The 21359-nt window shown below is 35.1% G+C and carries 21 protein-coding genes; 6 read left to right on the plus strand and 15 right to left on the minus strand.

Features of this window, described 5'->3' with window-relative positions; all coding sequences use genetic code 11:
- Positions 1 to 66 precede the first annotated feature (66 nt).
- Positions 67 to 690 carry a ribosome biogenesis GTP-binding protein YihA/YsxC gene (yihA, locus tag BMX24_RS15205; protein ID WP_089794173.1) on the plus strand — a complete coding sequence of 208 codons (624 nt, stop codon included), beginning with the start codon at positions 67 to 69 and terminating at the stop codon, positions 688 to 690.
- Positions 683 to 1132 (plus strand): GNAT family N-acetyltransferase, encoded by a 450-nt coding sequence (locus BMX24_RS15210; protein WP_089794175.1) that lies wholly within the window; start codon positions 683 to 685, stop codon positions 1130 to 1132. The genes yihA and BMX24_RS15210 overlap by 8 nt, the downstream gene beginning before the upstream one ends.
- A 59-nt stretch (positions 1133 to 1191) precedes the next feature.
- Here the strand turns inward: BMX24_RS15210 and BMX24_RS15215 are convergent, their stop codons facing one another.
- The 11 genes from BMX24_RS15215 to BMX24_RS15265 form a co-directional block, all read right to left on the minus strand.
- Complete coding sequence (locus BMX24_RS15215; protein WP_089794177.1) at positions 1192 to 2082, minus strand: hypothetical protein; 891 nt, start codon at positions 2080 to 2082, stop codon at positions 1192 to 1194.
- A 10-nt stretch (positions 2083 to 2092) separates the two neighbouring features.
- A complete protein-coding gene (locus BMX24_RS15220; protein WP_089794179.1) occupies positions 2093 to 3430 on the minus strand; it encodes a beta-carotene 15,15'-monooxygenase in 1338 nt (445 codons plus the stop codon).
- 16 nt (positions 3431 to 3446) lie between these two features.
- Positions 3447 to 3854, minus strand: coding sequence for a tellurite resistance TerB family protein (locus BMX24_RS15225; RefSeq protein ID WP_089794181.1), 408 nt, complete (start codon positions 3852 to 3854; stop codon positions 3447 to 3449).
- Between the two features lie 6 nt (positions 3855 to 3860).
- On the minus strand, positions 3861 to 4223 hold the full coding sequence (locus BMX24_RS15230; RefSeq protein ID WP_139176856.1) for a DUF6804 family protein: 363 nt from the start codon (positions 4221 to 4223) through the stop codon (positions 3861 to 3863).
- 28 nt (positions 4224 to 4251) lie between these two features.
- The gene (locus BMX24_RS15235) at positions 4252 to 4557 is read right to left on the minus strand and encodes a hypothetical protein (protein WP_089794185.1); all 306 of its coding nucleotides are present in this window, start codon (positions 4555 to 4557) and stop codon (positions 4252 to 4254) included.
- 26 nt (positions 4558 to 4583) lie between these two features.
- A complete protein-coding gene (locus BMX24_RS15240; RefSeq protein ID WP_089794187.1) occupies positions 4584 to 4964 on the minus strand; it encodes a DUF6232 family protein in 381 nt (126 codons plus the stop codon).
- A 22-nt stretch (positions 4965 to 4986) separates the two neighbouring features.
- Complete coding sequence (locus BMX24_RS15245) at positions 4987 to 5322, minus strand: YegP family protein (RefSeq protein WP_089794189.1); 336 nt, start codon at positions 5320 to 5322, stop codon at positions 4987 to 4989.
- Between the two features lie 5 nt (positions 5323 to 5327).
- The gene (locus tag BMX24_RS21230; RefSeq protein ID WP_089794192.1) at positions 5328 to 5477 is read right to left on the minus strand and encodes a hypothetical protein; all 150 of its coding nucleotides are present in this window, start codon (positions 5475 to 5477) and stop codon (positions 5328 to 5330) included.
- Positions 5478 to 5615: 138 nt separating this feature from the next.
- Complete coding sequence (locus BMX24_RS15255) at positions 5616 to 6278, minus strand: response regulator (protein ID WP_089794194.1); 663 nt, start codon at positions 6276 to 6278, stop codon at positions 5616 to 5618.
- The gene (locus BMX24_RS15260) at positions 6271 to 7944 is read right to left on the minus strand and encodes a tetratricopeptide repeat-containing sensor histidine kinase (RefSeq protein WP_089794196.1); all 1674 of its coding nucleotides are present in this window, start codon (positions 7942 to 7944) and stop codon (positions 6271 to 6273) included. The genes BMX24_RS15255 and BMX24_RS15260 overlap by 8 nt, the downstream gene beginning before the upstream one ends.
- Before the next feature lie 65 nt (positions 7945 to 8009).
- A complete protein-coding gene (locus BMX24_RS15265) occupies positions 8010 to 8216 on the minus strand; it encodes a hypothetical protein (protein WP_139176858.1) in 207 nt (68 codons plus the stop codon).
- A gap of 378 nt (positions 8217 to 8594) precedes the next feature.
- Here BMX24_RS15265 and BMX24_RS15270 point away from each other — a divergent pair, with 378 nt between their 5' ends.
- Both BMX24_RS15270 and BMX24_RS15275 read left to right on the plus strand, forming a co-directional pair.
- On the plus strand, positions 8595 to 9410 hold the full coding sequence (locus tag BMX24_RS15270; protein ID WP_089794199.1) for a hypothetical protein: 816 nt from the start codon (positions 8595 to 8597) through the stop codon (positions 9408 to 9410).
- A 73-nt stretch (positions 9411 to 9483) separates the two neighbouring features.
- Positions 9484 to 11271, plus strand: a complete 1788-nt coding sequence (locus BMX24_RS15275; RefSeq protein ID WP_089794201.1) for a metallophosphoesterase family protein — start codon at positions 9484 to 9486, stop codon at positions 11269 to 11271.
- A 183-nt stretch (positions 11272 to 11454) separates the two neighbouring features.
- Here the strand turns inward: BMX24_RS15275 and BMX24_RS15280 are convergent, their stop codons facing one another.
- Positions 11455 to 12522 (minus strand): phosphatidylinositol-specific phospholipase C1-like protein, encoded by a 1068-nt coding sequence (locus tag BMX24_RS15280; protein ID WP_089794203.1) that lies wholly within the window; start codon positions 12520 to 12522, stop codon positions 11455 to 11457.
- 331 nt (positions 12523 to 12853) lie between these two features.
- Here BMX24_RS15280 and BMX24_RS15285 point away from each other — a divergent pair, with 331 nt between their 5' ends.
- Both BMX24_RS15285 and BMX24_RS15290 read left to right on the plus strand, forming a co-directional pair.
- Positions 12854 to 15895 (plus strand): SusC/RagA family TonB-linked outer membrane protein, encoded by a 3042-nt coding sequence (locus BMX24_RS15285; RefSeq protein ID WP_089794205.1) that lies wholly within the window; start codon positions 12854 to 12856, stop codon positions 15893 to 15895.
- An 18-nt stretch (positions 15896 to 15913) separates the two neighbouring features.
- Positions 15914 to 17680, plus strand: a complete 1767-nt coding sequence (locus BMX24_RS15290) for a RagB/SusD family nutrient uptake outer membrane protein (protein ID WP_089794207.1) — start codon at positions 15914 to 15916, stop codon at positions 17678 to 17680.
- A 120-nt stretch (positions 17681 to 17800) separates the two neighbouring features.
- Here BMX24_RS15290 and msrA read toward each other — a convergent pair whose 3' ends face one another.
- From msrA to BMX24_RS15305, 3 genes are all read right to left on the minus strand, one after another.
- Positions 17801 to 18355: a peptide-methionine (S)-S-oxide reductase MsrA gene (gene msrA / locus BMX24_RS15295; protein WP_089794209.1), complete on the minus strand. Its 555-nt coding sequence runs from the start codon at positions 18353 to 18355 to the stop codon at positions 17801 to 17803.
- Between the two features lie 663 nt (positions 18356 to 19018).
- The gene (locus BMX24_RS15300) at positions 19019 to 19987 is read right to left on the minus strand and encodes an ROK family protein (RefSeq protein WP_089794211.1); all 969 of its coding nucleotides are present in this window, start codon (positions 19985 to 19987) and stop codon (positions 19019 to 19021) included.
- Positions 19988 to 20072: 85 nt separating this feature from the next.
- A complete protein-coding gene (locus BMX24_RS15305; protein WP_089794213.1) occupies positions 20073 to 21284 on the minus strand; it encodes a PepSY-associated TM helix domain-containing protein in 1212 nt (403 codons plus the stop codon).
- Between the last annotated feature and the right edge of the window lie 75 nt (positions 21285 to 21359).

Genomic DNA, 21359 nt, shown 5'->3' on the forward strand with positions numbered 1-21359 from the left:
ACAAAATAAATTCAACCATTAAGAGCTTTTCTTAATGGTTTGTTTTTCTAAAAATATTCTAAAAAAATGGTTATTAAAACAGCAACGTTTGTAAAGAGCAGCGGAAAATGGCAGGATTGCCCCGAACCTACAATTCCGGAATATGCTTTTATCGGAAGGTCTAATGTTGGAAAATCATCATTAATTAATGCAATGATGAATCATAAGGATTTGGCTAAAACGTCCCAGACACCGGGAAAAACACAGCTTATTAATCATTTTTTAGTCAATGAACAGTGGTATCTGACCGATTTGCCGGGCTATGGCTATGCAAAAGTTTCCAAATCTATCAGAAAGGATTTTGAAAAGCTGATTACCAACTATATTCTGAACAGAAGAAATCTGGTAAATCTTTTTGTTTTGGTAGATTCGCGACATACACCGCAGAAAATTGATCTTGAATTTATCCAGTGGTGTGGGGAAAGCGGAGTACCTTTTTCCATTGTGTTTACGAAGGCTGATAAACTGAAGCCTAATGTTGTCATTAAAAATGTAGAAGATTACAAAATGGAGCTTCACAAAACCTGGGAAGATCTTCCGGAATTGTACGTGACCTCTGCTGAAAAGAAAGAGGGGGGTGATGAAATCCTGGCTTTTATTCAGAAAACCAATGATTTTTTAATACAAAATAACGTGCACTTTGATGAGTAATATTATCTGGAAAATTAAAACTTTCGATGAGTTTACCGTTCCCGAATTGTATGCTGTTTTAAAAGCAAGAATCGATGTTTTTGTGATTGAGCAAAACTGTCCTTATCCGGATCTGGATAATTATGATCAGAAAGCCATTCATATCTGGGCGGAAGAAGATGGGAAAATTTTAGCGAATTGTAGGGTTTTCGATAAAGGAATTAAATATGATGAAGCTTCTTTAGGAAGAGTTTTAACAACTGAAGCTGCAAGAGGAAAAAATATCGGAAGACAACTGATGAAATATGCCGTTGAAACCATAGAAAACCGTTTTCATACTTCGGAAATCCGGATTTCTGCACAAGATTACTTGCTGAAATTCTACAGTGAATTTGGGTTTGAAGATACGGGCAAAAAATATTTGGAAGATGACATTCCGCATACGGAGATGGTTAGAAAATAAAGAAAAGCGAGGAATTTTTCCCCGCTTTTTTTGATAGTTAAAATATATGGAGTGTTTTTTTATTTTCCTGAAATAGCTTTTAAAATAATAGGTTCAATATTGGAAGGAAGATCAGCGGACTTGATCTGGTATTTTTTGATTTTCATTTCTTTGAACCAGTTTTCCCAGTATTCTTTGATGACATCGCCTTCAAAAGGGTTGCCCTTCGCAGGATTGATTCCTAAGACAATCACCTCAAGATTATCAAGATCATCATTAGCCTTGATAAAACCCAATTCTTTATCCTGAATTTTTGTTTTAAAATTTGAAGTGTTCAGCTTTAATGATCTTACCAATTCCGGTGTGAGATAAGATGTTTTTTTTCCCTCAGAAAACTTAGAGTCTTTGTGAAAAATATATCCGTCTGTCAGAATAAAGAGAATATTCCGGTGATCATCCTTTATGCAGTAATCCTGAACTTTATTCTTAAAAAACTCCCAAATATCAGAACCAACATATTGTTTGTCCTTAATTGCCGACTCGTAAATCTGCGAAGGCAAAGCCGAATATTTTTTATCAACCAGGTCAATATTATCTTTTGTTGTGTTTTTGTCAAAAGAGATTTTCAGTTCTTTGGTGAGATCATTCATTTTCGGATCGGAAGGTTCAGGATTGAAGAAAACCTGCATCTGATCGTTGAGCTGGATAACTCTTTTACCTTTAATATGATCTAAAAATCCTTTATCGATAGATTTGATATATTCAATATCTCTTTGGAAATATTCCATTGTGGGATTCGGATTTTTTTCGGGATCGATTCTATCTGAAAGATCTATTAGAACACTTACGTTTAAGTTCTTTAAATTACTTGTATTACTGATCGGAGCTGAAACACCTTTACCCTGTTCCTTGGCCTTACTACACTGAATGAAAAGTACAGAAGCAATTAAAAAATAAAATATTTTTTTCATAATAAAGTTTTTATAAAACAGACATATAAACGGTATTCTGACTATCGGAATTGGCTCCGACCTTATTAAGATTGTACATATATTGCTTCTTACATTCTTCAATCATATCTTGTTTTACGGGATGCGAAACGGCTAGTTTTTCACTAATGAATGTAATCCAGCCCTGCATGTATTCCGAAGCGTATAACTTGTAATCTTTGGTTGGGATTATGGTTCCGTCGATGATATTCTGAAGCTCTTCAATCCTGCCTTTTGCTTTGGCGATCAGTTCTTTGATGCTTCCGATAGTATTGCGTACTTCTTCTTTTTGTTTTTCAAAGTCTCCGATTTTTTCCTGATATACAAGGATATCTTTCTGCCTTTTCGTTTGCTCATGCTTGATCTTATCTTTTTCTTTATGCTCTTTCATTACAAAATCGAAAACGAGTCCCCAGATAATGTAGACAATAAACCCGGCGAAAATAATTCCCCAAAACTGATTTTTTGTGAAAGCGATGGAAAGATCGAAAGGGGGAGAGTTGAAGGTTTTGTTTAATTCATATAATTTAGATTCAATTTCGTAAGCCAAAATAGCATCGAAGACGAATGTTATTATAAAAAGTAATGCAACTTTAGAATAATTAACAAAACTTTTATTTTCACCAAACATGTGGATCAAATACCCTAATCCAAGGAAAACAAAAGGAATCAATGTTACAAAAGCTCCTTCCAATGGGCCTTCGTCCCATGCTTTGTTGAAAGCCTGCGCATCCAGAACATTCTGAATGATATTTCCGTTCGTATCAAAACTTTTAAAAAATGCAGAGTAAGAAGTCGAAATATAAAAGGTAAAAAGATATAAGCTGATCGGGATCAGGATAATTAAACCAATCCAAAATTTTGTGGAAGCGCCTTTTGTGGCTTTAACATTATAAATTTCGGGGTTTCTGGGAAGGTCATTAATCTCAAATTTTATTTTTTCAATTTTATCCTGAACAGATTCTATATCCTGGCCGATATTTTTCAGGTGATCTTCTTTGTTGTCTAAAGATACAGAAAGGCCTTTGATCTCGGTTTCTTTATTTTTCTGTTCGTTGAGGTAAGGCTCTTTCAGCTTATTTTGTTTATCGACGAGCTCTTTTTCTTCATTTTGAAATTTAGAATAAATAGCATCAAGACAGATAGACAAAGCCGTATGATTCCCATTGTTTCTGGAACTGTCACGGTAACCATTTTCATGATAAGATCTTTTTCTGTTTTCTTCGCTGGTTTCGCTGTTGGCATCGACATCGAATTTTACAATATCATCTTTCGGACTCTCAATTGGAACCGGTTTTAATCGGAATAAATTTTTAATATTATTGGTCATGACATTCATAGTTGGGTTAGTTTTTTAGATCATTAAGAATATCATTTTTAGTTTTTCCCTGTTTTACCGCTTCGATAAAATAATCGGCAATTTCTTGTACGTTTTCTTCCAAAAAGCCGAACATGGCGACATATTTTTTCAATGCAGAATATTCATTTTCTGAGACCACTCCATCTGCCCAGATCATTACGGTAAGATCGAAAAGCGATTCTACTTTTTCATCAATGGTCTCCGGGACCAATGATTTTGAGTTAATGGGGTTTAAAAGAATCTCATCCAGATTTTTAGGAGAAATTCCTCTTTCTTCAGCTGTTTTATAAAGCATTTTTAATTCTAATGGGCTAAAGTCGTCGTCGCAGATTGCCATTTGATAAAGCCTTAAAAAATGAGCTTTCAGATTTTCAGGGATTTGTATTGTTTCCATAGTTTTTTATTTAATTATTCTGTCTCTGGTTTTAGGGATTTCCTGATGTTTAATATCGATGGTTTCGGGCTCTTTTACCGTTTTTTTAGGAAATAATGTGTAGAAATAATAAGAAAACAAAAGCCCGACAATAATATCTATCACAATCCAGAACGGTTTCAAATAAAGATAAATCGGAAAGAACGGATTGAATAAAATAAAGATGAGAATGAAGGCCAAAAACCAAAAGTTTCTGCTCCTGAATTCATTAAAAATAATGATTAAAGCGATCAGGGAAACGATAATTCTCAACAACAGATAAAATCTCTGTGGGAGGTCAAAAATTCCGATAAAACACAAAAGGGCTGCGATTATGATAAGGTATTTCATGGTTATTGTTTTTAGTCGGGCTTTTATATTAGTTACATCCTGAACAGTATGATCTGTCTACGTATTCCTTGCTGTTTCCGGAATAGTAATAGCATCCGCCTCTCGGCCCGACAATTAATTCATGTCCATTATAAGTACATCCCTTACTTCTTGAATATGATCTTGAACTTTTTGCTTTACTCCTTTTACTTTTTCTGTGCTTCTTACCTTTGGCTTTCTTTGGTTTTTTTGTTGAAAATTCTGTGGTAGAAGTTGTACTGTTCGTTGTTGCTGAAATAGTAGCAGGTAATAATAGCCCTAAACTTAGCAGGCTTGTAAATAGTAGTTTTTTCATGGTGATTTATTTTAATGTTGAAAAGTTTATCCTCGATGGATTATAGCCTCATTTAAAGCTTTTACAATTTTTTGAATGTAATCTCTATTTTTTGAGACAATACTGTTTGCTTCTCCTGCGTTTGTGCTTATTCTTACTGCAAATTCGTTTTTAATGGAAAAGATGATGATTAGTCCTAAACAAATAAGTATTAATCCGATTAAAAAAACATCTTTAAAAAAGATGAAGGGAATTCCCAAAAGAATCATAAGAATGGGTAAGACCCTGCTTTTTTCGATTTCAAAAACATAAACAGAAGAAATATTTCTCATAGCATAAGTTTTTGATTGAGTAACAAATCTGGACTGTGTAACAGTAACGGAAGCATCCTGATAGAATGTTGTTTCGTTTTGAATTTGAGTTTCCATAATAATAGCTTATTAATGATTGTTATTCTCCAGTTAAATCTATTACCGGTGCATTTGGAGCGTTTCTCTTTACAGATTCGATACCGACTTCTCTTGCAGAAGATGTTGTATACATTTCACTTGTTCCGATTATTTCTCCATTACTAGCCTTTAAATTGAAATAATATTGTCCGTTTGTTGCAACTCTCCGATCATAACGCTGGTCAAAAGGAGCGTTCATTTTTACTGATTCGATTCCATTTTTACAGCCAGCTTTGGTTTGGTAACCCTCACCTGTAAGGATAGGTTCGTGGTTATCAGCTTTCAAAACGAACTGATATTCACCATTTGATCTTTTACTAATAAAAAATTTTCCCATAGTTCTTAATTTTTACATCCATTTTTATCACATGTTATCTTATCATTGGTATTTACCCAATGGTCAGGAAGGGTATTCGTGTTGGTACCACAGCCTGTCATTCCTCCTTTTTGTCCTTTATGGACAATGTTTGTTGGTGTGTGCTTTACGTTCATAATAAATTGTTTTTTATTTTACACTCCAAAAGTATAAACCTTTAAAAACCAATCCTTACGGAAAACCGTAAATAGGATTATTTAATAAAAAAACCTCCCAGAAATGCTGGAAGGCTATTAGTTTTTATGAATAGAAAATTATATAATACCAATGTCTTTACATATGACAATCAGCTCAATATTATTTTTGGCGCCGAGTTCAAAACGAAGATCATTTAATCTTTTTTCTATGGCACTTCTGCTATCCGGAGTTATTTTATTTTCTTTGAAGAACTTTTCAATTTCACTTTGTTTCCACCCTTTGGCAAGGAGTTCAATAAGAGTGACATCATATTCTGTAAACTCAAAAGAATTGTTCCGGATAGAATTTAAAATCTCTTGTGGAATGACGACTTCACCAGAAAAAACCTTTCTGATAGTATTTCTGAGATCTTTACCGTCATTTCTACCTTTGCTTACAAACCCATTGATATTGTGGGTTTTAAAAAGATCATTAATTATTTTGGGTTTCTTTTCTATGGAGAAGGCGATAACTTTCAAATTCGGCTGAATTTTTTTAGCCTCTTCAATTAATTTTTGTCCGGAATTGATTTTCTGATCTATATGATCTTTATCAAAGGAAAGGTCTGTAATTAACAAGTCATAAGAAACGTTGTTCGTAGCTGCGGTTTTTATTTTTTGCAATGCATCATCACAATAATTCACAAAATCAAAATTCTGAATCTGTAATTCGGCAAGGGTATTCACGACGCCTAAATTTCTGACTTCGTGATCTTCGGCTATCAGGACTTTTTTAAACATATTTCGATTGTATTGGTATGGTTATTTGAATAATTAATCCACCTTTAGGATTTTTTTCAAAAATAATATCTCCTCCAATGCTTTCAATACGGTTTTCCGTATTACGAATCCCTGTTCCTTTGTGCAGGTCTGAATCATTAATTCCTACACCATTGTCTGTATATCTTATTTTTAAATTGTCATTGTCCTTTTCAAATCTTACGGAAGCTAATTTTGCCTGACTGTGTTTTTTCATGTTCACAAGAATCTCCCTTAAGATATAGTAAAGCTCAAGCTGGGTGTTATACGAAATATTTTCCCAGATACTTTCTTTGTATCCTACCGGTAAAACTTTTTGCTGATCGGAAGAATAAGACATAATCATATTGATAAAGCGCATCGCAAAATCTTCCTCTACAATATTTTCATGAGAAATATCTCTGGATTCTTCATACATTTTCTCAATATCGTTAAGAATTCTTGTTTTATCCATTTCAGGATTATTTTGAACATCAATCATCATATGATACAGTCCATTAGCCACTACATCATGCACTTTCTTGGATATTTTAAGCTGGGTGTTTTTGACTTCGAGTTCTTTTTCTTGTTTTAGTTGTATTTGTCTTTTGCGGTACCAGAAGAACCCAACAATTAAGAGAATAACCAAAAAACCTAATATGAAATTTTTTCTTGCTTGTTGAATTTCATTATCTGCTTTTAGTTTCTCTCCTTTAGCCCTTTCACCTTCCAAGTCATATCGGAAAAAAGCAAATTGGTTTTTATCATTATTTCTGGCTGTTTGAAGGCTATCATTGATAAAATTAAATTTTTGAAAATACTGCAAATAATTTTTAGGATCTAGAAAAATAATTCGTTGTAAGGCTAGAATTTGATCATCAGGACTTTTATTTACAGATGCTACTTGAAACATTTTTTTTGCAAAACTTAGAGAAAGGCTTTTATCTTTATCTAAATAATAAGTTGATAAAGTTTCAAAACTTGAATTTAATCCGTCGCCAATATTTTCTTTTTTTCTTATCTCTAAAGCTTTATTGAATTCGGGTAGTGGATTATAATTTTTGTTATAAAGATATTTAGCTTTAGCTAAATTGTTTAATGCTCTAGAATAGTCGTCCTTGTTTTGTGAAAGAATTGCTTTTTCTAAATATTGTATGGCTTCTTTATACTTGCCTTGAGTAGTTAATATGTCGCCAATATTATTATAATAGATATACTTTTTTTCTTTATCAACAGCCGTATTTATTGCTTTAATATAGAATCCAACAGATTTATCATAATATTTTAAATAGTTGGAGGCTATACCTAAATTATTGTAGTTTGCGGCTAATGTCCTTAGTACATTACTATCTTTTTTTAGTTTAATATACTTATTTGCTTCTAAAGAAGATTCAATCCCTCCTAAAAAATCTCCATTTTCAGTTTGTATTATTCCCATATTAACTAAAGAGCGACCTGCACCTAAAGAATCATTATCTTTTAAAAATTCGTTTTTAGCTAGATTAAAATAATAGAAAGCAGAATCTGGAATTTTCCTATCCTTAAACAATTTTGCCCTTTCAAGATAAGGATTAGTGGAAAGAGTTGAAGGCCTAGAATATTTAGTCTTATTTTCTTTATTACAAGAATTTATAAGAACTAATAAAATTATTAGTAATAAATTTTTCATGGTGGATAGTTTTGAATGCAAAATAATAAAAAAGAGCAGATTTATGCAATCTGCCCTTATTGTTTTTACGGATTTGTAAAAGGAGGGGGAGTTTGTCCCGTATTTCCTCCTACTGGTCCACCGTCTTCACCAGTTCCCGTCCCCGGATCGGTACTGCCTCCCGGATCTGCCAATTGAGTTGTTACCTGTCCGTTATTATCGTTGTTACATGATGTATTTGCATTATTATTCCCGAATGCTAGTGCGATTAGCATCAATATTAAGTCTAACATTTTTAAAAAATTTTGAAGTTGAAATTGTTTTTCTTCCTCTCACGAAGTATTTATCGCGAGCTGTACACGTTTAAAAATTTCGAAGCGCTTCTTAAATTTTTTGGGAAGTGAACCATCAAAAACAGAAGAGAAACATCTGCTTCCCAACCCGGAGTTTTCTTCCGTTTTATCTGGCGATTTTTGAAATCAGTTTTGTAAATTTGTTTTTGTAATGTTTTGTTTCTCACTGATTTCTATGGCAAAGATGCAACGGAAAAGCAGGCAAGGGTTAGAAAGTTTTTGGAAAGTTTTTGGAAAGTTTTTTCAGTGAGATGTTACGGAAAACCGTAATGCTATTGATGTAAAACGTCATAATTTTCGCACTAATAACCGTTGAATATGTCAAAATTTTTACCACAGAAAAGAAAGTTACTTGAGGAGGTTTTTCAAAAAGCCTCGAATGAGACGACTGAAACATCATTTAGTGGGATTTTAAAGTCATTGGAAAGAGATTTGTTGGATGATTTTAAAATTAATCTAAGTTATAGGTCTTTTGAAACGTATTATAAAACTATTGTAGAAAACGATGGTGATTATAATATTAAAGCGGCTATCCTTGATGATTTAAGTATTTATTTAGGATATGAGAATTTCCGAAATTTCTGTATGGATTGGAAAACTATAGAATATGCCGTTACCCAAACTTTATCTAAAATTGTTATAAACATTACTAATAAGCCCATTTTTACGATGCCAGACTTTGTTAAGAAAAATGGTTTGGGTATTATGGAAATGGTTTTTGTTTTACTCCTTGTCACGGGAGGTGTTATTTTTTCAAACGGGAAGAAAAAAGGAGATACATCATTTAACTTAGGTTTCATGTCAAATGTTAAGCCTGATGTAGATAAAAAATATATGTATTGGAATGGCGAAAGATATATCGCAACAGACAGCAGTGATCTTGGCCCTCAAATAGAAATAGTTCCTATGAATCCAAATACATTTAGATACTTAAGAAGAATTACTCGAGAAGATACATTAACGACAGATAATGCGATGGGAAAGGTTTGGTATGATAAGAGTAATAATAATGTAGAGTTCTTTACGAGTCCCGGGGAGCATCCTGAAAATGGTAAAACATTAAAAGACGTTTCGGAAACAATTCTGAATCATCATGCAGGATCAAACACAGACTCCCTACAAATTGAAGAATAAACTTCTTCACAATAATTTAAAATTCAATTAAAACGATTCACCTAATATTCCTTTAATTTCGTTCTTTTTTAAGATGAATAAAGGAATATTCTCATTTTTACTGCTTATTTTCTCGCTGTTTTCGGCTCAAAAACCGGTGCAAATTGCATTTCTTTCGGATGTGCATTTTCAGGATTTGTATGGAAGCTTTTCGGATAATGATTTTAAAGGAATTATCAATCCCAAAACCGGAAAACCAACGATTCTGAGAACGATGGATTCTCAATTGCATTCCACCAGAATTTTTAATGAAAATTATTTTGCCTTCCTCAAAGCATTGGATGATATCGCTGCCAAAGGAATCAAAATTGTTGCCATGCCCGGCGATTTTTCGGATGACGGACAAGCGTATAATCTTCGCGGATTGCACAAAATTTTAGAAAAATATCACAAAAAGTATGGAATCGATTTTTATCTCACGACAGGAAATCACGATCCGGTTGGTCCGTTCCGACAGGATGCCGGAAAAGATGATTTTCTCGGACAGGACGGGAATCCATTGGGAATTTACAGCAAAGAAAATATCGGGAAAATCAAAAATAAAATCATCACTAAAGACATTGCAGAATCGGGCTATCTCGAAATTTTAGATGAATTAAAAGACTTCGGGTTTTATCCGAAAAAAGAAAATCTGTTTTGGAGCACGCCTTTTGATTCAAATTCTTTTAAAAATTATTCCTACGAAAAAGCCTTGCAAAATGCCGATTATTCCAGGAGAATGTATGAAGTTGTGAAAGGGTTTTCAGTTCCAGATCTGAGTTATGTAGTAGAGCCGGTAAAAGGTGTTTGGATGATCGCCATCGACGGAAATACATACATTCCAAAAAATATAAATGAAAATCCAAATAATGCTTCAAATTATAAAGGAGCAAGCATTGGATACAATAATGTCCTGACAAATAAAAAACACCTGATCGAATGGGTGAAAAAAATTACACAGGAAGCAAAGATTAACGGAAAAACAATCATCGCCTTTACCCATTATCCGATGATCGATTTCAATGATGGAGCCACACAAGAAATTAAAAATGTATTAGGCGAAAAAAAATGGCAGATGGAAAGAGTTCCCGAAGAGGAAGTAGCAAAAGCCTTTGCTGAAGCCGGATTACAGATTCATTTTGCCGGACATATGCACATCAACGACACAGGAATCCGGAAATTTGGTGATAAAATGCTGTTGAATGTTCAGGTTCCATCATTGGCGGCATATCTTCCAGCATATAAAGTTTTAACGATAAAGTCTCCCAATAAGATGGAAGTTCAGACGGAAGTTTTAAATGATGTTCCGAATTTTGATGAATTATTTTCTTTGTATGAAAAAGAATATGAAGCCTTAAAAAAAGATCAAAATAAAATTCTTTGGAATAAAGATATTTTAAAATCAAAGACGTATCATGATTTCATGCTGTTTCACTTGAAGGAATTGGTTCGATTAAGAATGATTCCCGACGATTGGCCGAAAAGTTTCGTTGAAGAAGCAAAAGCCTTGACTGGCAAGGATTTGTTGCTATTAATTCAAAATGAAAATCAGCTGAAACAAAAAGGAATCAATTCAGATAATTTTAAAATCTGGACTTTTGAAGACCTGCTTTTGGATGTATATAAATTCCAGTCTGCAGATGAATTGGCCAAAAGAGACATCCCCAAAGAAAGGCTGCAGCAATACCAAATACTGGAAAAAATATTTGATGAAAATCAATCAAAGGATCCGTTTATCATCAAATTAAAATATGTTTTCAAAATTCTTTCGCTGCTCTCAAACGGCGATCCGGCAGATCATTTTGAAATAGATTTGAAAAGACATTCAATAAAGAGACTATAGTTTTTTTCTCGCAGATTTGGCGGATTACGCAGATTTTTAAACACGAATATCACAGATATTTTCACAAATAACACAAAAAAAGGTAAACATCTGTGCAAATCTGCGAGATCTGTGGGAAAGTAAAACAGAAAAGACTATCAATTCTGACAGCCTTCTCTTATAAATCTAATCGTAAAAAATGTTCTATTTTCCGTTTACAGGATTTTTTCTTTCGTAAGTATTGTTATCAAAACTAATTTTATAGTTTGACTTAAAAAGCTTGCTCGGCTGATAATAATCCGTTGTAATGACCTGCGCTCCGCTTTCCTTCGCTTTTTCAAATCTTGAGTAGTCTTCCTTTCTCGCTTCCATCGTATCTGCGTCGGCTCTGGTTCTGATAATGTAGCCCTGTTTCACCAATTCGGTGATTTTCGGACTTGGATCATTCATGAATAAAACTGCAGATTCAGGTGTTCCCGGTGTTGAATTTGTGAAAATCATTCTTCCTTTTAAAGATGAATGATCTTTCATATACAAATCTCTGTTTTCACTGTTGTTATCGAGTACAAACAGGAATTTTCCTTTGGCATCTTTCACTTTCGGCCAGTTTTTGTTTAAAACCGCTTCATTCAATGTTTTGTAAGAACCGCGAATGTCATCCGGCGTGATGATTTTATTTTTACCTAAATATTTTTTCAGCTCATTATCGAGATCATCAAAAAGTTTTGAAGTATAATGTTCCGGTTCTGTCCCGAATCGGTTGGCTTTTCCGTCTTTCGGTTCAAGAGTGATGAAAACCGGATCGTGATCGGGATGTGCATCAGACCATTTTTTCAGGTCTTTCAGGCAGTCTTCCAGCGTATAATACCAAGTTTGATAATCAATATCTGTGATATGAATCATTTTATATCCCGGCTTTTTCATTTTCCCTTCCGGATCGAAAGGCTGGGTTGTTTTTACCAGATCTAAAATTTTAGGATGGGCATATTTCCCGCCTTTGCTGTCTGCATACACATCTATTTCAAGGTTTCTTAATCCCAAATCCAGCTGTTGAGGTATCGGAATGTGTTCATATTGAATCCTCGGAAGAAAATTCAAAGAATCTTTTTTGGATAAATAGCTGTAAACTTCCGGAAGAATCGCCTTTTTATAAGAGTTATGCGAACCGATCACCTGGATTTCATTAATTTTTAAATCATTCAGATTTTGTGACTGCGACCAGAAAAGGTTTAATGAAGATAAATATAAACCGAGTAGAACTGCCTTTTTCATTATATCAATTTTTGTAACGACGAAATTAAGGAGTCTTCTTATCAGACAGTTTACATATTATGTTAAGTGTTTTTTAAGATTGTGTGAAGTGTTAAAAAATCAATTTTTTAAACAGTTGGTAATTAGAGGGTTAATATTTTCTCATTTTGGGATATTTATATTTTGTTGATTTTAAGATAATACTCTGTTAAAATGATTTTGTGGTAGATCCTTTTACTTTGTATGCCGAAATAAAAACTAACGATGGGCTTAAAATAAAACCACTGTTGCGGCAACAACAGCGGCTTTTTATTAAGCAATGTAACGTCTTGCAATTACTTTACTTAATGATATGTACCACAAAATTAATTTTTTTAAGTTTAAAAAGCTAATTCCTATAGCATTAATATTCTTGGTGGCAAACCAGGTTCATGCTGAAGGTCTTACAACGAGCCATCCTGTATTTTCACAAGTGAACGAAACGATCACGGGTGTAGTTCAGGATCAGGAGGGAGCTTCTGTTGAGGGAGCGAAAATCACGGTTGTAGAAACTGGAGAAACCGCTACCAGCGATGCTTTGGGGAATTTCAGTATTTCTGCCAGTATGGGTCAGACATTGTCCATTTCTTATGACGGATATGCGACGCAGCTGGTGAAAATTTCAAGCACTTCTATTTCTGTAAAATTAAAGGCTAAAAAAGATGCAACTTCTATTGAGGAGGTTACTTTAGTAGGTTACGGATCTCAGAAAAAATCTGATTTAACGGGAGCGGTAAGCCAATTGAAGGCAGAAAATTTCAAAGAAGGGATGAATATCTCTGTTGATAATCTGATGCAGGGGAAAATCGCCGGTGTCCGCATTGTTCAGTCAAGCGGTGAACCGGGAGCGGGTGTGAATGTATCCATCAGAGGAATCGGGTCGATCAGAAGCGGAAGTACTCCGTTATTCGTTGTAGACGGTGTTCCTTTGAGCAATGATGCTGTCAGCGCTCAATCTCCGAATGTTGGTTTAGGAAATACATCAGCAAAAAACCCATTAAACTTTTTAAATACGAGTGACATCGAATCAATCACTGTATTAAAAGATGCTTCCGCAGCTGCCATCTATGGTGCGAGAGGTTCAAACGGGGTAGTTTTGGTGACGACAAAAAGAGGAAAGAAAGGAGAGCCGATGTTTACGTATGATACATACTTAGGTTTTTCTTCTGTGATTAAAAAATTAGATTTATTAACGGCTGATGAATACAGATCAGCGGGAATAAATAAAGCTTACGACCACGGTGGAAATACAGACTGGCAGGATGAAATTTACAGAAGTGCAGTGTCATCAAACCACTCGGTTTCATTCTCAAAATCTACAGATACCGGAAATTATTTTGCATCGATCTCCCACATGGATCAGGACGGAATTGTGCTGAACAGTGGTTTTAAAAGAACGACAGCCCGTTTAAATGCAGAAGAATCCTTCTTTGATAATAAAAGATTAAAGGTTAAACTAAATCTTACGGCGAGTGACATCAAAGAAACAGGAATTCCGAATGGTGGAAACGCAGGATCTGACGGACAGGTAATCATCCACGCTTTGATGGCGAATCCTACACGTTCTGTGTATGATGAAAATGGAAATTATACCAATTTCAACATGAATGCTCACTACAATCCCTTGTATTTATTGAGTGTTTATAATGATAAAACCAATACCTTCAGAGTATTAGGGAATACAGAAGCTACTTTGAGAATCTTACCGGGACTAAATTATAAATTCAATTTAGGGATCGATAAAACAATGTCGGAAAGGAATACAACGATGTATCCGAACGTTACCGACAGGACGCCAAAAGGAATGTATGTTCAGGCAAATCTGGATTCTTATAATGTGCTTTTGGAACATTATTTAACGTATGATTTTAATTTAAACAGACATAATTTCAATGTATTAGGAGGTTTTTCCTACCAGAAATTCAAATCTACGGGAACTTATTTTGGGTTAAAAGATATCGCAGCTCAAGGTGCAGTTGCTCCGGAACTTAACCCGGGATATTCAGGAACGGCATTTGTTCCGGGAGCTGGCTATGCTCAGGAAAATGAATTACAGTCGTATTTCGGAAGAGTCAATTACAACTTTGATAAAAAATATTTATTAACAGCTTCATTAAGAGCGGACGGTTCCACACGTTTTGGAAAGAACAACAAATACGGATATTTCCCTTCTGTTGCAGTGGGCTGGACAATTTCTAATGAAAATTTCCTGAAAGACTCTCAATTCGTTAATGAATTAAAATTAAGAGGAAGCTGGGGACAAACAGGTAATCAGGAAGTTCCGAACAAAATTACGCAGGCAAGTTCTTCATTGACGCAGGCTGCGGGATATTATTTATATGATAATTTGAACCTGATCAACGGAGTTTCGATCAACAGAACCGTAAATCCTGATCTGAAATGGGAAGTTGTGGAGCAAACCAATATTGGAGCAGATTTTAGTTTATTTAAAAACAAATTGTACGGATCATTGGAATATTATCACAAGACAACAAAAGATCCGATCTTGAATATTCCTTCAACCCCTCTAAGCCCTACAAGTACAGTTTGGAGAAATGTTGATGCGAAGATTATAAATAAAGGTTTTGAATTCTCTTTAGGTTCAGAAATTATTAAAAATGAAAATTTCACCTGGAATTTTGATGTAAACGGAGCAACCGTAAACAACGTGGTGAAAGATCTTCCTGTTTCCGCAATTTATTCGGGAGAAGTTTCAGGACCGGGGCTTTCCGGAGTTACGGCGAATATTTACAGAAACGGTTATGAAGCCGGATCTTTTTATATGTACAATTATTTGGGAGTTGATGCCAACGGAAAATACATCTATGAAGATCTGAACGGAGACGGAAAAATCGATCAGAATGACAGAAAGATTTTTGAAGGTGCTATTCCCAACTTCACTTTCGGGATCAATTCTTACATGAAATACAAAAAGTTTGATTTCTCATTCTCTTTCATCGGACAAACGGGAGGGTATTTGGTTAACAATACGGCATTGGATTTAAATATCAACAACTTAGCGTCAGACAGAAACGTTTTGAAAAACTTCTATGATTCTGGGGCAAGCTTTACAAATCAGCCACAGTTATCTTCTTTATATCTTGAAAAATCTGATTTTCTTCGTCTGAATAATGTAAGATTAGGATATACTTTCGATATCAATCAATTGAAATTCCTGAGAAGCATCAATCTTTATGTAAGTGCACAGAATTTATTCACCATTACCAGCTATACGGGTTACGATCCGCTTGTTGATACCAACAAACAGGTGGGAGGAAACCAGTCTTTGGGAATTGATTATACGACGTATCCGTCTGCGAAAACTTTCATTTTGGGAGCAACTGTTAAATTTTAATTTAAGTTAAAAGAAATCATGAAATCTAAATTTTTAATTATTAATAAAATCGTTTTATCCTTTGCTGTACTGGCTTTAGTCGGATGTACAAATCTGGATGAAAAAGTAATCGATGAGGTACTGGGATCCGAAACGGGAGATCCGGAAGGTGCATTGGCTGCGGCTTACAGCCAACTTGGTGAAGGAACTTTTGTAGATCATGGAAGTGTTTTTGCTTTGCAGGAATATTCTACCGACGAAGCGATCCTGCCAACAAGAGGAAGCGACTGGGGAGATGGTGGAAAATGGAGAGCAATGCACGAATTTACGTGGGATTCTAATAGTGATGTCGTAAAAACAACGTGGAATCAGCTGAATTTTGGAATTACAAGATCTTTAAATGCTATCGCAAGTATTGAGAAAAGCAACATCAACAATAAAGCTCTATTTTTAGCCGAAGCAAAAGGTTTATTAGCCTATTACACATACACAACAATCGACCTTTTCGGGCAGGCTCCTTACAGAGATCCATCTAATATTAATGCTCCGATACAAATTAGAAAAGCTGAAACTACAATTGATGATCTTATCAAAGAAGTGGAAGGGCTTATCCCGAATCTGGCTGATATTAAGACTCAGAACACCCATGCGGGAAGATTTACAAAACAGGCTGCCTATGCATTTTTGGCAGATATGTACCTGAACAGAGCTGTCTTGAAGAATAAAACGGCAAGTGATTTCAACTTTTTAGAACAGGCTGTAAATGGAGGAGGAACAGATATGGATAAAGTAATTGAATATTCTAATTTATTGATTAATAATCCAAACTTCAATTTAGAATCTAATTATTTCCACAATTTTGATATCAATAACGATACAAGTAAGGAAATGATCTTTACGATTGTTCAGAAGAAAATTGCGAGCTCCGATAAAGGTTCAGATAACGATTTGGCGTATATGTCTATGGAAAGAATTCAGAAACCTTCTCCGGACAACAGAGGTACAAATGCCAATTGTGTCACTCCGGAATTCTATTATTCATGGAACGGAAATCATGATGATCCCCGTTTCCAAAGAACATATCAGTATGAAGACGGAACATGGTTCAGAAATGACGGAACAGATGTAAGTGTACCGTCAACTAGTAAAGTGGAGGGCACAGGAAAACCTTGGTTCCATTTCAACAGAGGATTGCAGGTTGGCCAGCAATACGGTCCTAAAATTCTTGCCAACGGAAATTTTGATATGACTGCAGACGGAAGAATTAAAGTGTATAAATTATTCACAGAAAAAAATACAACACTTGCAGCAGATTTCACTCCTGAACTAAATTTCGATAATCCTTCGGAAGCAGTATTTACACAGGCTCAGATCAACAGAGGAGTCAGAAACTTCAAGTTCGAATTCGACCCGGGCTACGGAAACAACGGAACCAGTGGAATGGATGTTCCTTTGTACAGACTGGGAACAATTTACATGATGAGGGCGGAAGCATATTTCAGAAGCGGAAATGTAAGTGCAGCTTTAACGGATGTAAATAAATTAAGAACAAGCAGAACGAATGATGCTTTAAAAGGCAATGCTCCCGGTGTTGCGCTTGCTTCTCTGGATGCAAATGCATTATTCAGAGAATCCGGATTTGAATTGTACTGGGAAATGTACAGAAGAAAAGCGATGATCAGATTCAAAAAGTTTGATCTTCCGGGAACTGCAAAACCGGCTTCCCAACCTTACAGAAGAATTTTCCCGATTCCTCAGGCAACGCTTGATGCATCGAAAGACTTCTCACAAAATCCAGGATATTAGTTTCTTCATATCAAAAAAAACAATTATTTTGCGTAAACAGGAAAGCGAAGAGAAAAATCTCTTCGCTTTTATTTTGATCTAAATCTTCTTATCTAAACCTTGAAGGGTTGAGTACATTATCTATTCCTCATTCAACATTCCCAATTCTCCGAAATATTTTTTAAACTTGTGGATTTTCGGACCAACCACTGCGCTGCAATAAGGTTGTGTAGGGTTTTCATTGTAATATCCCTGATGGTATTGTTCTGCCGGCCAGAATTTGTCGAATTTTGTTAATTCTGTCACATAAGTTCCTTGCCATCTTCCGGACTGTTTAGATTTTTCAATCGCTTCTTCTGCCTTAGCTTTTTCAGCATCATCTTTATAATAAATTACCGAATGATACTGCGTTCCGATATCATTTCCCTGTCTGTTCAATTGGGTAGGATCGTGAAGGAAAAAGAAAACATCCATCAATTGTTCATAAGAAATGACTGACGGGTCGTAAGTGATTTGTACCACTTCTGCGTGTCCGGTTTCCCCTGTGCATACTTCTTCATAGGTCGGATTATCTTTATGACCTCCCGAATATCCTGAAATTGCAGATTGTACACCTTTCAACATATTGAAACAGCTTTCCACACACCAAAAACATCCACCACCAAAGGTGATTTGTTCTAAATTATTGTTATCCATTGAAGTTGATTATTGTATTAAATATTTTTCTCCATTAATAAAATACATTGGAGAAAAACTAATCAAAAATAGGAAAAAGTTTTTCAAATAATATTCTATAAAGCCTTTTAAACGCAAATTGTAATGATAGATGATACAAATTATTTTAAAATCAAACTTCAACGATGTTTTGTCATTCTGGAAGAATTTAAACCTTGTTATTAGAGATGCTTCGACTGCTTTGCGCTCAGCATGACATCGCTAAAAATAAGCTGTTTAATAAGGTGGCTAGTATTAGATATGTCATGCTGAGCGCGAAGCAGTCGAAGCATCTCAACAAACCTGGATTTTCATATTTTCATAATCCTCGGGATAGTTTTAAAGCAAAGTTTTAATTTAAATACAATATATTCAAGTGAGCAAAGAAGAATCAACAAGTTGATTTCATGAAATTAATGTTCCAGCTTCGCCCAGCAAATTTATTTGCCTTTGCTTTCTAAAATCAAAACTTTAAATAATTAAATCTTTGCGTTAAAATTTAAACACAAATTACACGAATAGCTTTCACAAATAATCACAAGAAAATATAATGTAAACATCTGTGCAAATCTGTGAAATATGTGGGAAATAAAACAAAAAAAGCACCCCAAAGGATGCTCAATATGATTTAAAAATTAATTTCAATTATTTTTCCCAAACCAAAGCACTTGCTCCCAAAATAGCAGCATCCGCCTCGTCCAGTTCACTGAAAACCAATTTTACTTTATTTCTGAAAATAGGAAGAAGGTTTCTTTCCATGTGAAGTTTTGTTGGTTTTAAAATAAATTCTCCGGCCTTTATTACTCCACCAAACAAAAGAATCGCTTCCGGTGAGGAGAACATGACAAAATTCGCCAATGCTTCACCTAATTTCTGACCCGTATATCTGAAAACTTCAATGGCAATCGGATCTCCCTTCAAGGCACATTCGTGAACGGTTTTAGAATTAATTTCCTCTTCAGGATATTGATTAAGCATAGATTCCGGGAATTCGGCTCTCATTTTCTTTGCGGTGATCGCGATTCCTGTTGCAGAAGCATAGGCTTCCAGGCTTCCTTCCGATCCGGTACTCCAGTGTTTTCTTCCTCCGGGTTTTACGATCGTGTGGCCTAGTTCTCCGGCAAATCCGTCATGTCCGTAGATCAATTTACCACCTGCTACAATACCGCTTCCTACGCCCGTTCCTAAAGTGATCATAATGAAATCCTTCATTCCCCTTGCCGCTCCGAAAAGCATTTCCCCAATCGCCGCCGCATTGGCATCATTGGTTACTGTGCAAGGCAGATTGAATTTAGCTTTCATCAAATCTCCAAATTCTATCACTCCTTTCCAGGGAAGGTTGGGAGCCTGCTCGATCGTTCCTTTATAATAGTTTCCGTTGGGAGCGCCAACTCCTATTCCGTCGAAGTTTTTTTCTTTACCGTATTTTTCGATCAAAGGATGAACGGTTTCGTATAATGCATCGATAAAATCTTCAACTTTTTCGTAAGCATCGGTTCGAATGCTGCCCTTCTCAAGAACTTCACCACGGTGGTTTACAACTCCAAATTTAGTATTCGTTCCGCCTATGTCGATTCCTAGGGCAACGTTTTTTGATAAATCGATTAATGACATTTCTATTCTAAAATTCTAAAAGGTTAAAATTATAAAAAAGATTGTATTAATGGATTATTAACTAGATAATTATTAAAATTTTTTTTCAGGCGATTTTTACCGTTTTCTTTTTTCTTCTTCCCCACCAGATCACGAAGCCAGTCACTGGTAATGAGGCACATATAAGACTTACAATAAAGGCGATGATTTTTGTTGGAAGTCCCAAAATAGATCCAACATGGATGTCATAATTGGCACCAACCGTTTTTTCACCAAAATTTTTGTCTTTCATATCGTGAGTATGAAGCAATTCACCTGAGTTTTCATCAAAAATAAGGCTGCTGCTTTTGTGATAAGAATATGATAAGTGTTTTACGTACACTTCAAAATTCGGGTGCTCATGATCGTCCATATGTTCGTGACCAAGGTCGATGGAGAAGCCGAAAGAATCCGGGTATTTTGCCTTCACGGTATTGCTTATTTTGTCTAAAGTTCCTTCCGTTCTCAGCTCGACCGGAGCTTTTGTTTTAATGGATGAAAAGTCCGGATACTGTGTACTTCCGCCCGAAAAAATGAAATAGAAGGCTGCCTGAACCGCAAAAAACGCATAAAATAATCCCGTTAATGAAAAGATTAATGCAAAAATAGAAGCATAGAAACCTAAGATATTGTGAAGGTCATAGTTCTTTCTTTTCCAGCTTTTTACATTCTGCCATTTGAAAGAGAGACGCTGTTTTCTGGCTGCTTTGTTTTTAGGCCACCAAAGAATAATCCCGGAAATCAGCATGATTACGAAGATAATCACGGGGATTCCGACTACGTAGGTTCCCCATTCCTGTTTCAAAAGGAAGCTCCAGTGGATCATTTTTACAATCTGGAAGAATCCGTTTTTCTCGTCGTATGTTTTTAAAACCTTTCCGTTATATGGATTGACGTAAGCTACTTTGTATATTGGAAATTCATCAAAATAATTCCAGCCTTTAGGGTCATGTTCGTACCAGTAAAAAAGATAAGACATTTTTTTATCGATGGGAATATTCACCCAATGAACAGGATATTTTTCCTTGACCTGCTCTACCACCGCTTTCTCCAAAACACGAATCGGAAGAACCTGTTTTTGCCCGATATTTTGTTCGTTGTGATAGATAACGTCTTTTCTTGTTACGTTTTCAATTTCATCTTTGAAAACATATAAAGCTCCGGTAATGGAGATAATGAAGATTAAAAATCCGATACCAAGACCCAGCCACAAATGCAGCTTTCCGATCCATTTCTTAAATGTGCTTGGTTTTTTCTTATGGTGATGTTTTTTCTTCATTTTCTTCCTTAAGTTCGGCAAAGGTAATGTTTTTTAATTTTTATTTAGAATATTTATAATTAACGAACGGTGAAT

Origin of the sequence: Chryseobacterium wanjuense, assembly GCF_900111495.1 — a bacterium.
Classification (GTDB): Bacteria; Bacteroidota; Bacteroidia; order Flavobacteriales; family Weeksellaceae; genus Chryseobacterium; species Chryseobacterium wanjuense.

Bases quoted from the DNA above. Each gene is read 5' to 3' on its own strand.
- BMX24_RS15290 (WP_089794207.1), top strand. From the start codon at position 15,914: ATGAAATCTAAATTTTTAATTATTAATAAAATCGTTTTATCCTTTGCT.
- BMX24_RS15260 (WP_089794196.1), bottom strand. From the start codon at position 7,944: ATGAAAAATTTATTACTAATAATTTTATTAGTTCTTATAAATTCTTGT.
- BMX24_RS15225 (WP_089794181.1), bottom strand. From the start codon at position 3,854: ATGGAAACAATACAAATCCCTGAAAATCTGAAAGCTCATTTTTTAAGG.
- BMX24_RS21230 (WP_089794192.1), bottom strand. From the start codon at position 5,477: ATGAACGTAAAGCACACACCAACAAACATTGTCCATAAAGGACAAAAA.
- BMX24_RS15255 (WP_089794194.1), bottom strand. From the start codon at position 6,278: ATGTTTAAAAAAGTCCTGATAGCCGAAGATCACGAAGTCAGAAATTTA.
- BMX24_RS15265 (WP_139176858.1), bottom strand. From the start codon at position 8,216: ATGTTAGACTTAATATTGATGCTAATCGCACTAGCATTCGGGAATAAT.
- BMX24_RS15245 (WP_089794189.1), bottom strand. From the start codon at position 5,322: ATGGGAAAATTTTTTATTAGTAAAAGATCAAATGGTGAATATCAGTTC.
- BMX24_RS15240 (WP_089794187.1), bottom strand. From the start codon at position 4,964: ATGGAAACTCAAATTCAAAACGAAACAACATTCTATCAGGATGCTTCC.
- BMX24_RS15235 (WP_089794185.1), bottom strand. From the start codon at position 4,557: ATGAAAAAACTACTATTTACAAGCCTGCTAAGTTTAGGGCTATTATTA.
- BMX24_RS15285 (WP_089794205.1), top strand. From the start codon at position 12,854: ATGTACCACAAAATTAATTTTTTTAAGTTTAAAAAGCTAATTCCTATA.
- BMX24_RS15230 (WP_139176856.1), bottom strand. From the start codon at position 4,223: ATGAAATACCTTATCATAATCGCAGCCCTTTTGTGTTTTATCGGAATT.
- BMX24_RS15210 (WP_089794175.1), top strand. From the start codon at position 683: ATGAGTAATATTATCTGGAAAATTAAAACTTTCGATGAGTTTACCGTT.
- BMX24_RS15300 (WP_089794211.1), bottom strand. From the start codon at position 19,987: ATGTCATTAATCGATTTATCAAAAAACGTTGCCCTAGGAATCGACATA.
- BMX24_RS15270 (WP_089794199.1), top strand. From the start codon at position 8,595: ATGTCAAAATTTTTACCACAGAAAAGAAAGTTACTTGAGGAGGTTTTT.
- BMX24_RS15275 (WP_089794201.1), top strand. From the start codon at position 9,484: ATGAATAAAGGAATATTCTCATTTTTACTGCTTATTTTCTCGCTGTTT.
- msrA (WP_089794209.1), bottom strand. From the start codon at position 18,355: ATGGATAACAATAATTTAGAACAAATCACCTTTGGTGGTGGATGTTTT.
- BMX24_RS15280 (WP_089794203.1), bottom strand. From the start codon at position 12,522: ATGAAAAAGGCAGTTCTACTCGGTTTATATTTATCTTCATTAAACCTT.
- BMX24_RS15215 (WP_089794177.1), bottom strand. From the start codon at position 2,082: ATGAAAAAAATATTTTATTTTTTAATTGCTTCTGTACTTTTCATTCAG.
- BMX24_RS15220 (WP_089794179.1), bottom strand. From the start codon at position 3,430: ATGACCAATAATATTAAAAATTTATTCCGATTAAAACCGGTTCCAATT.
- BMX24_RS15305 (WP_089794213.1), bottom strand. From the start codon at position 21,284: ATGAAGAAAAAACATCACCATAAGAAAAAACCAAGCACATTTAAGAAA.
- yihA (WP_089794173.1), top strand. From the start codon at position 67: ATGGTTATTAAAACAGCAACGTTTGTAAAGAGCAGCGGAAAATGGCAG.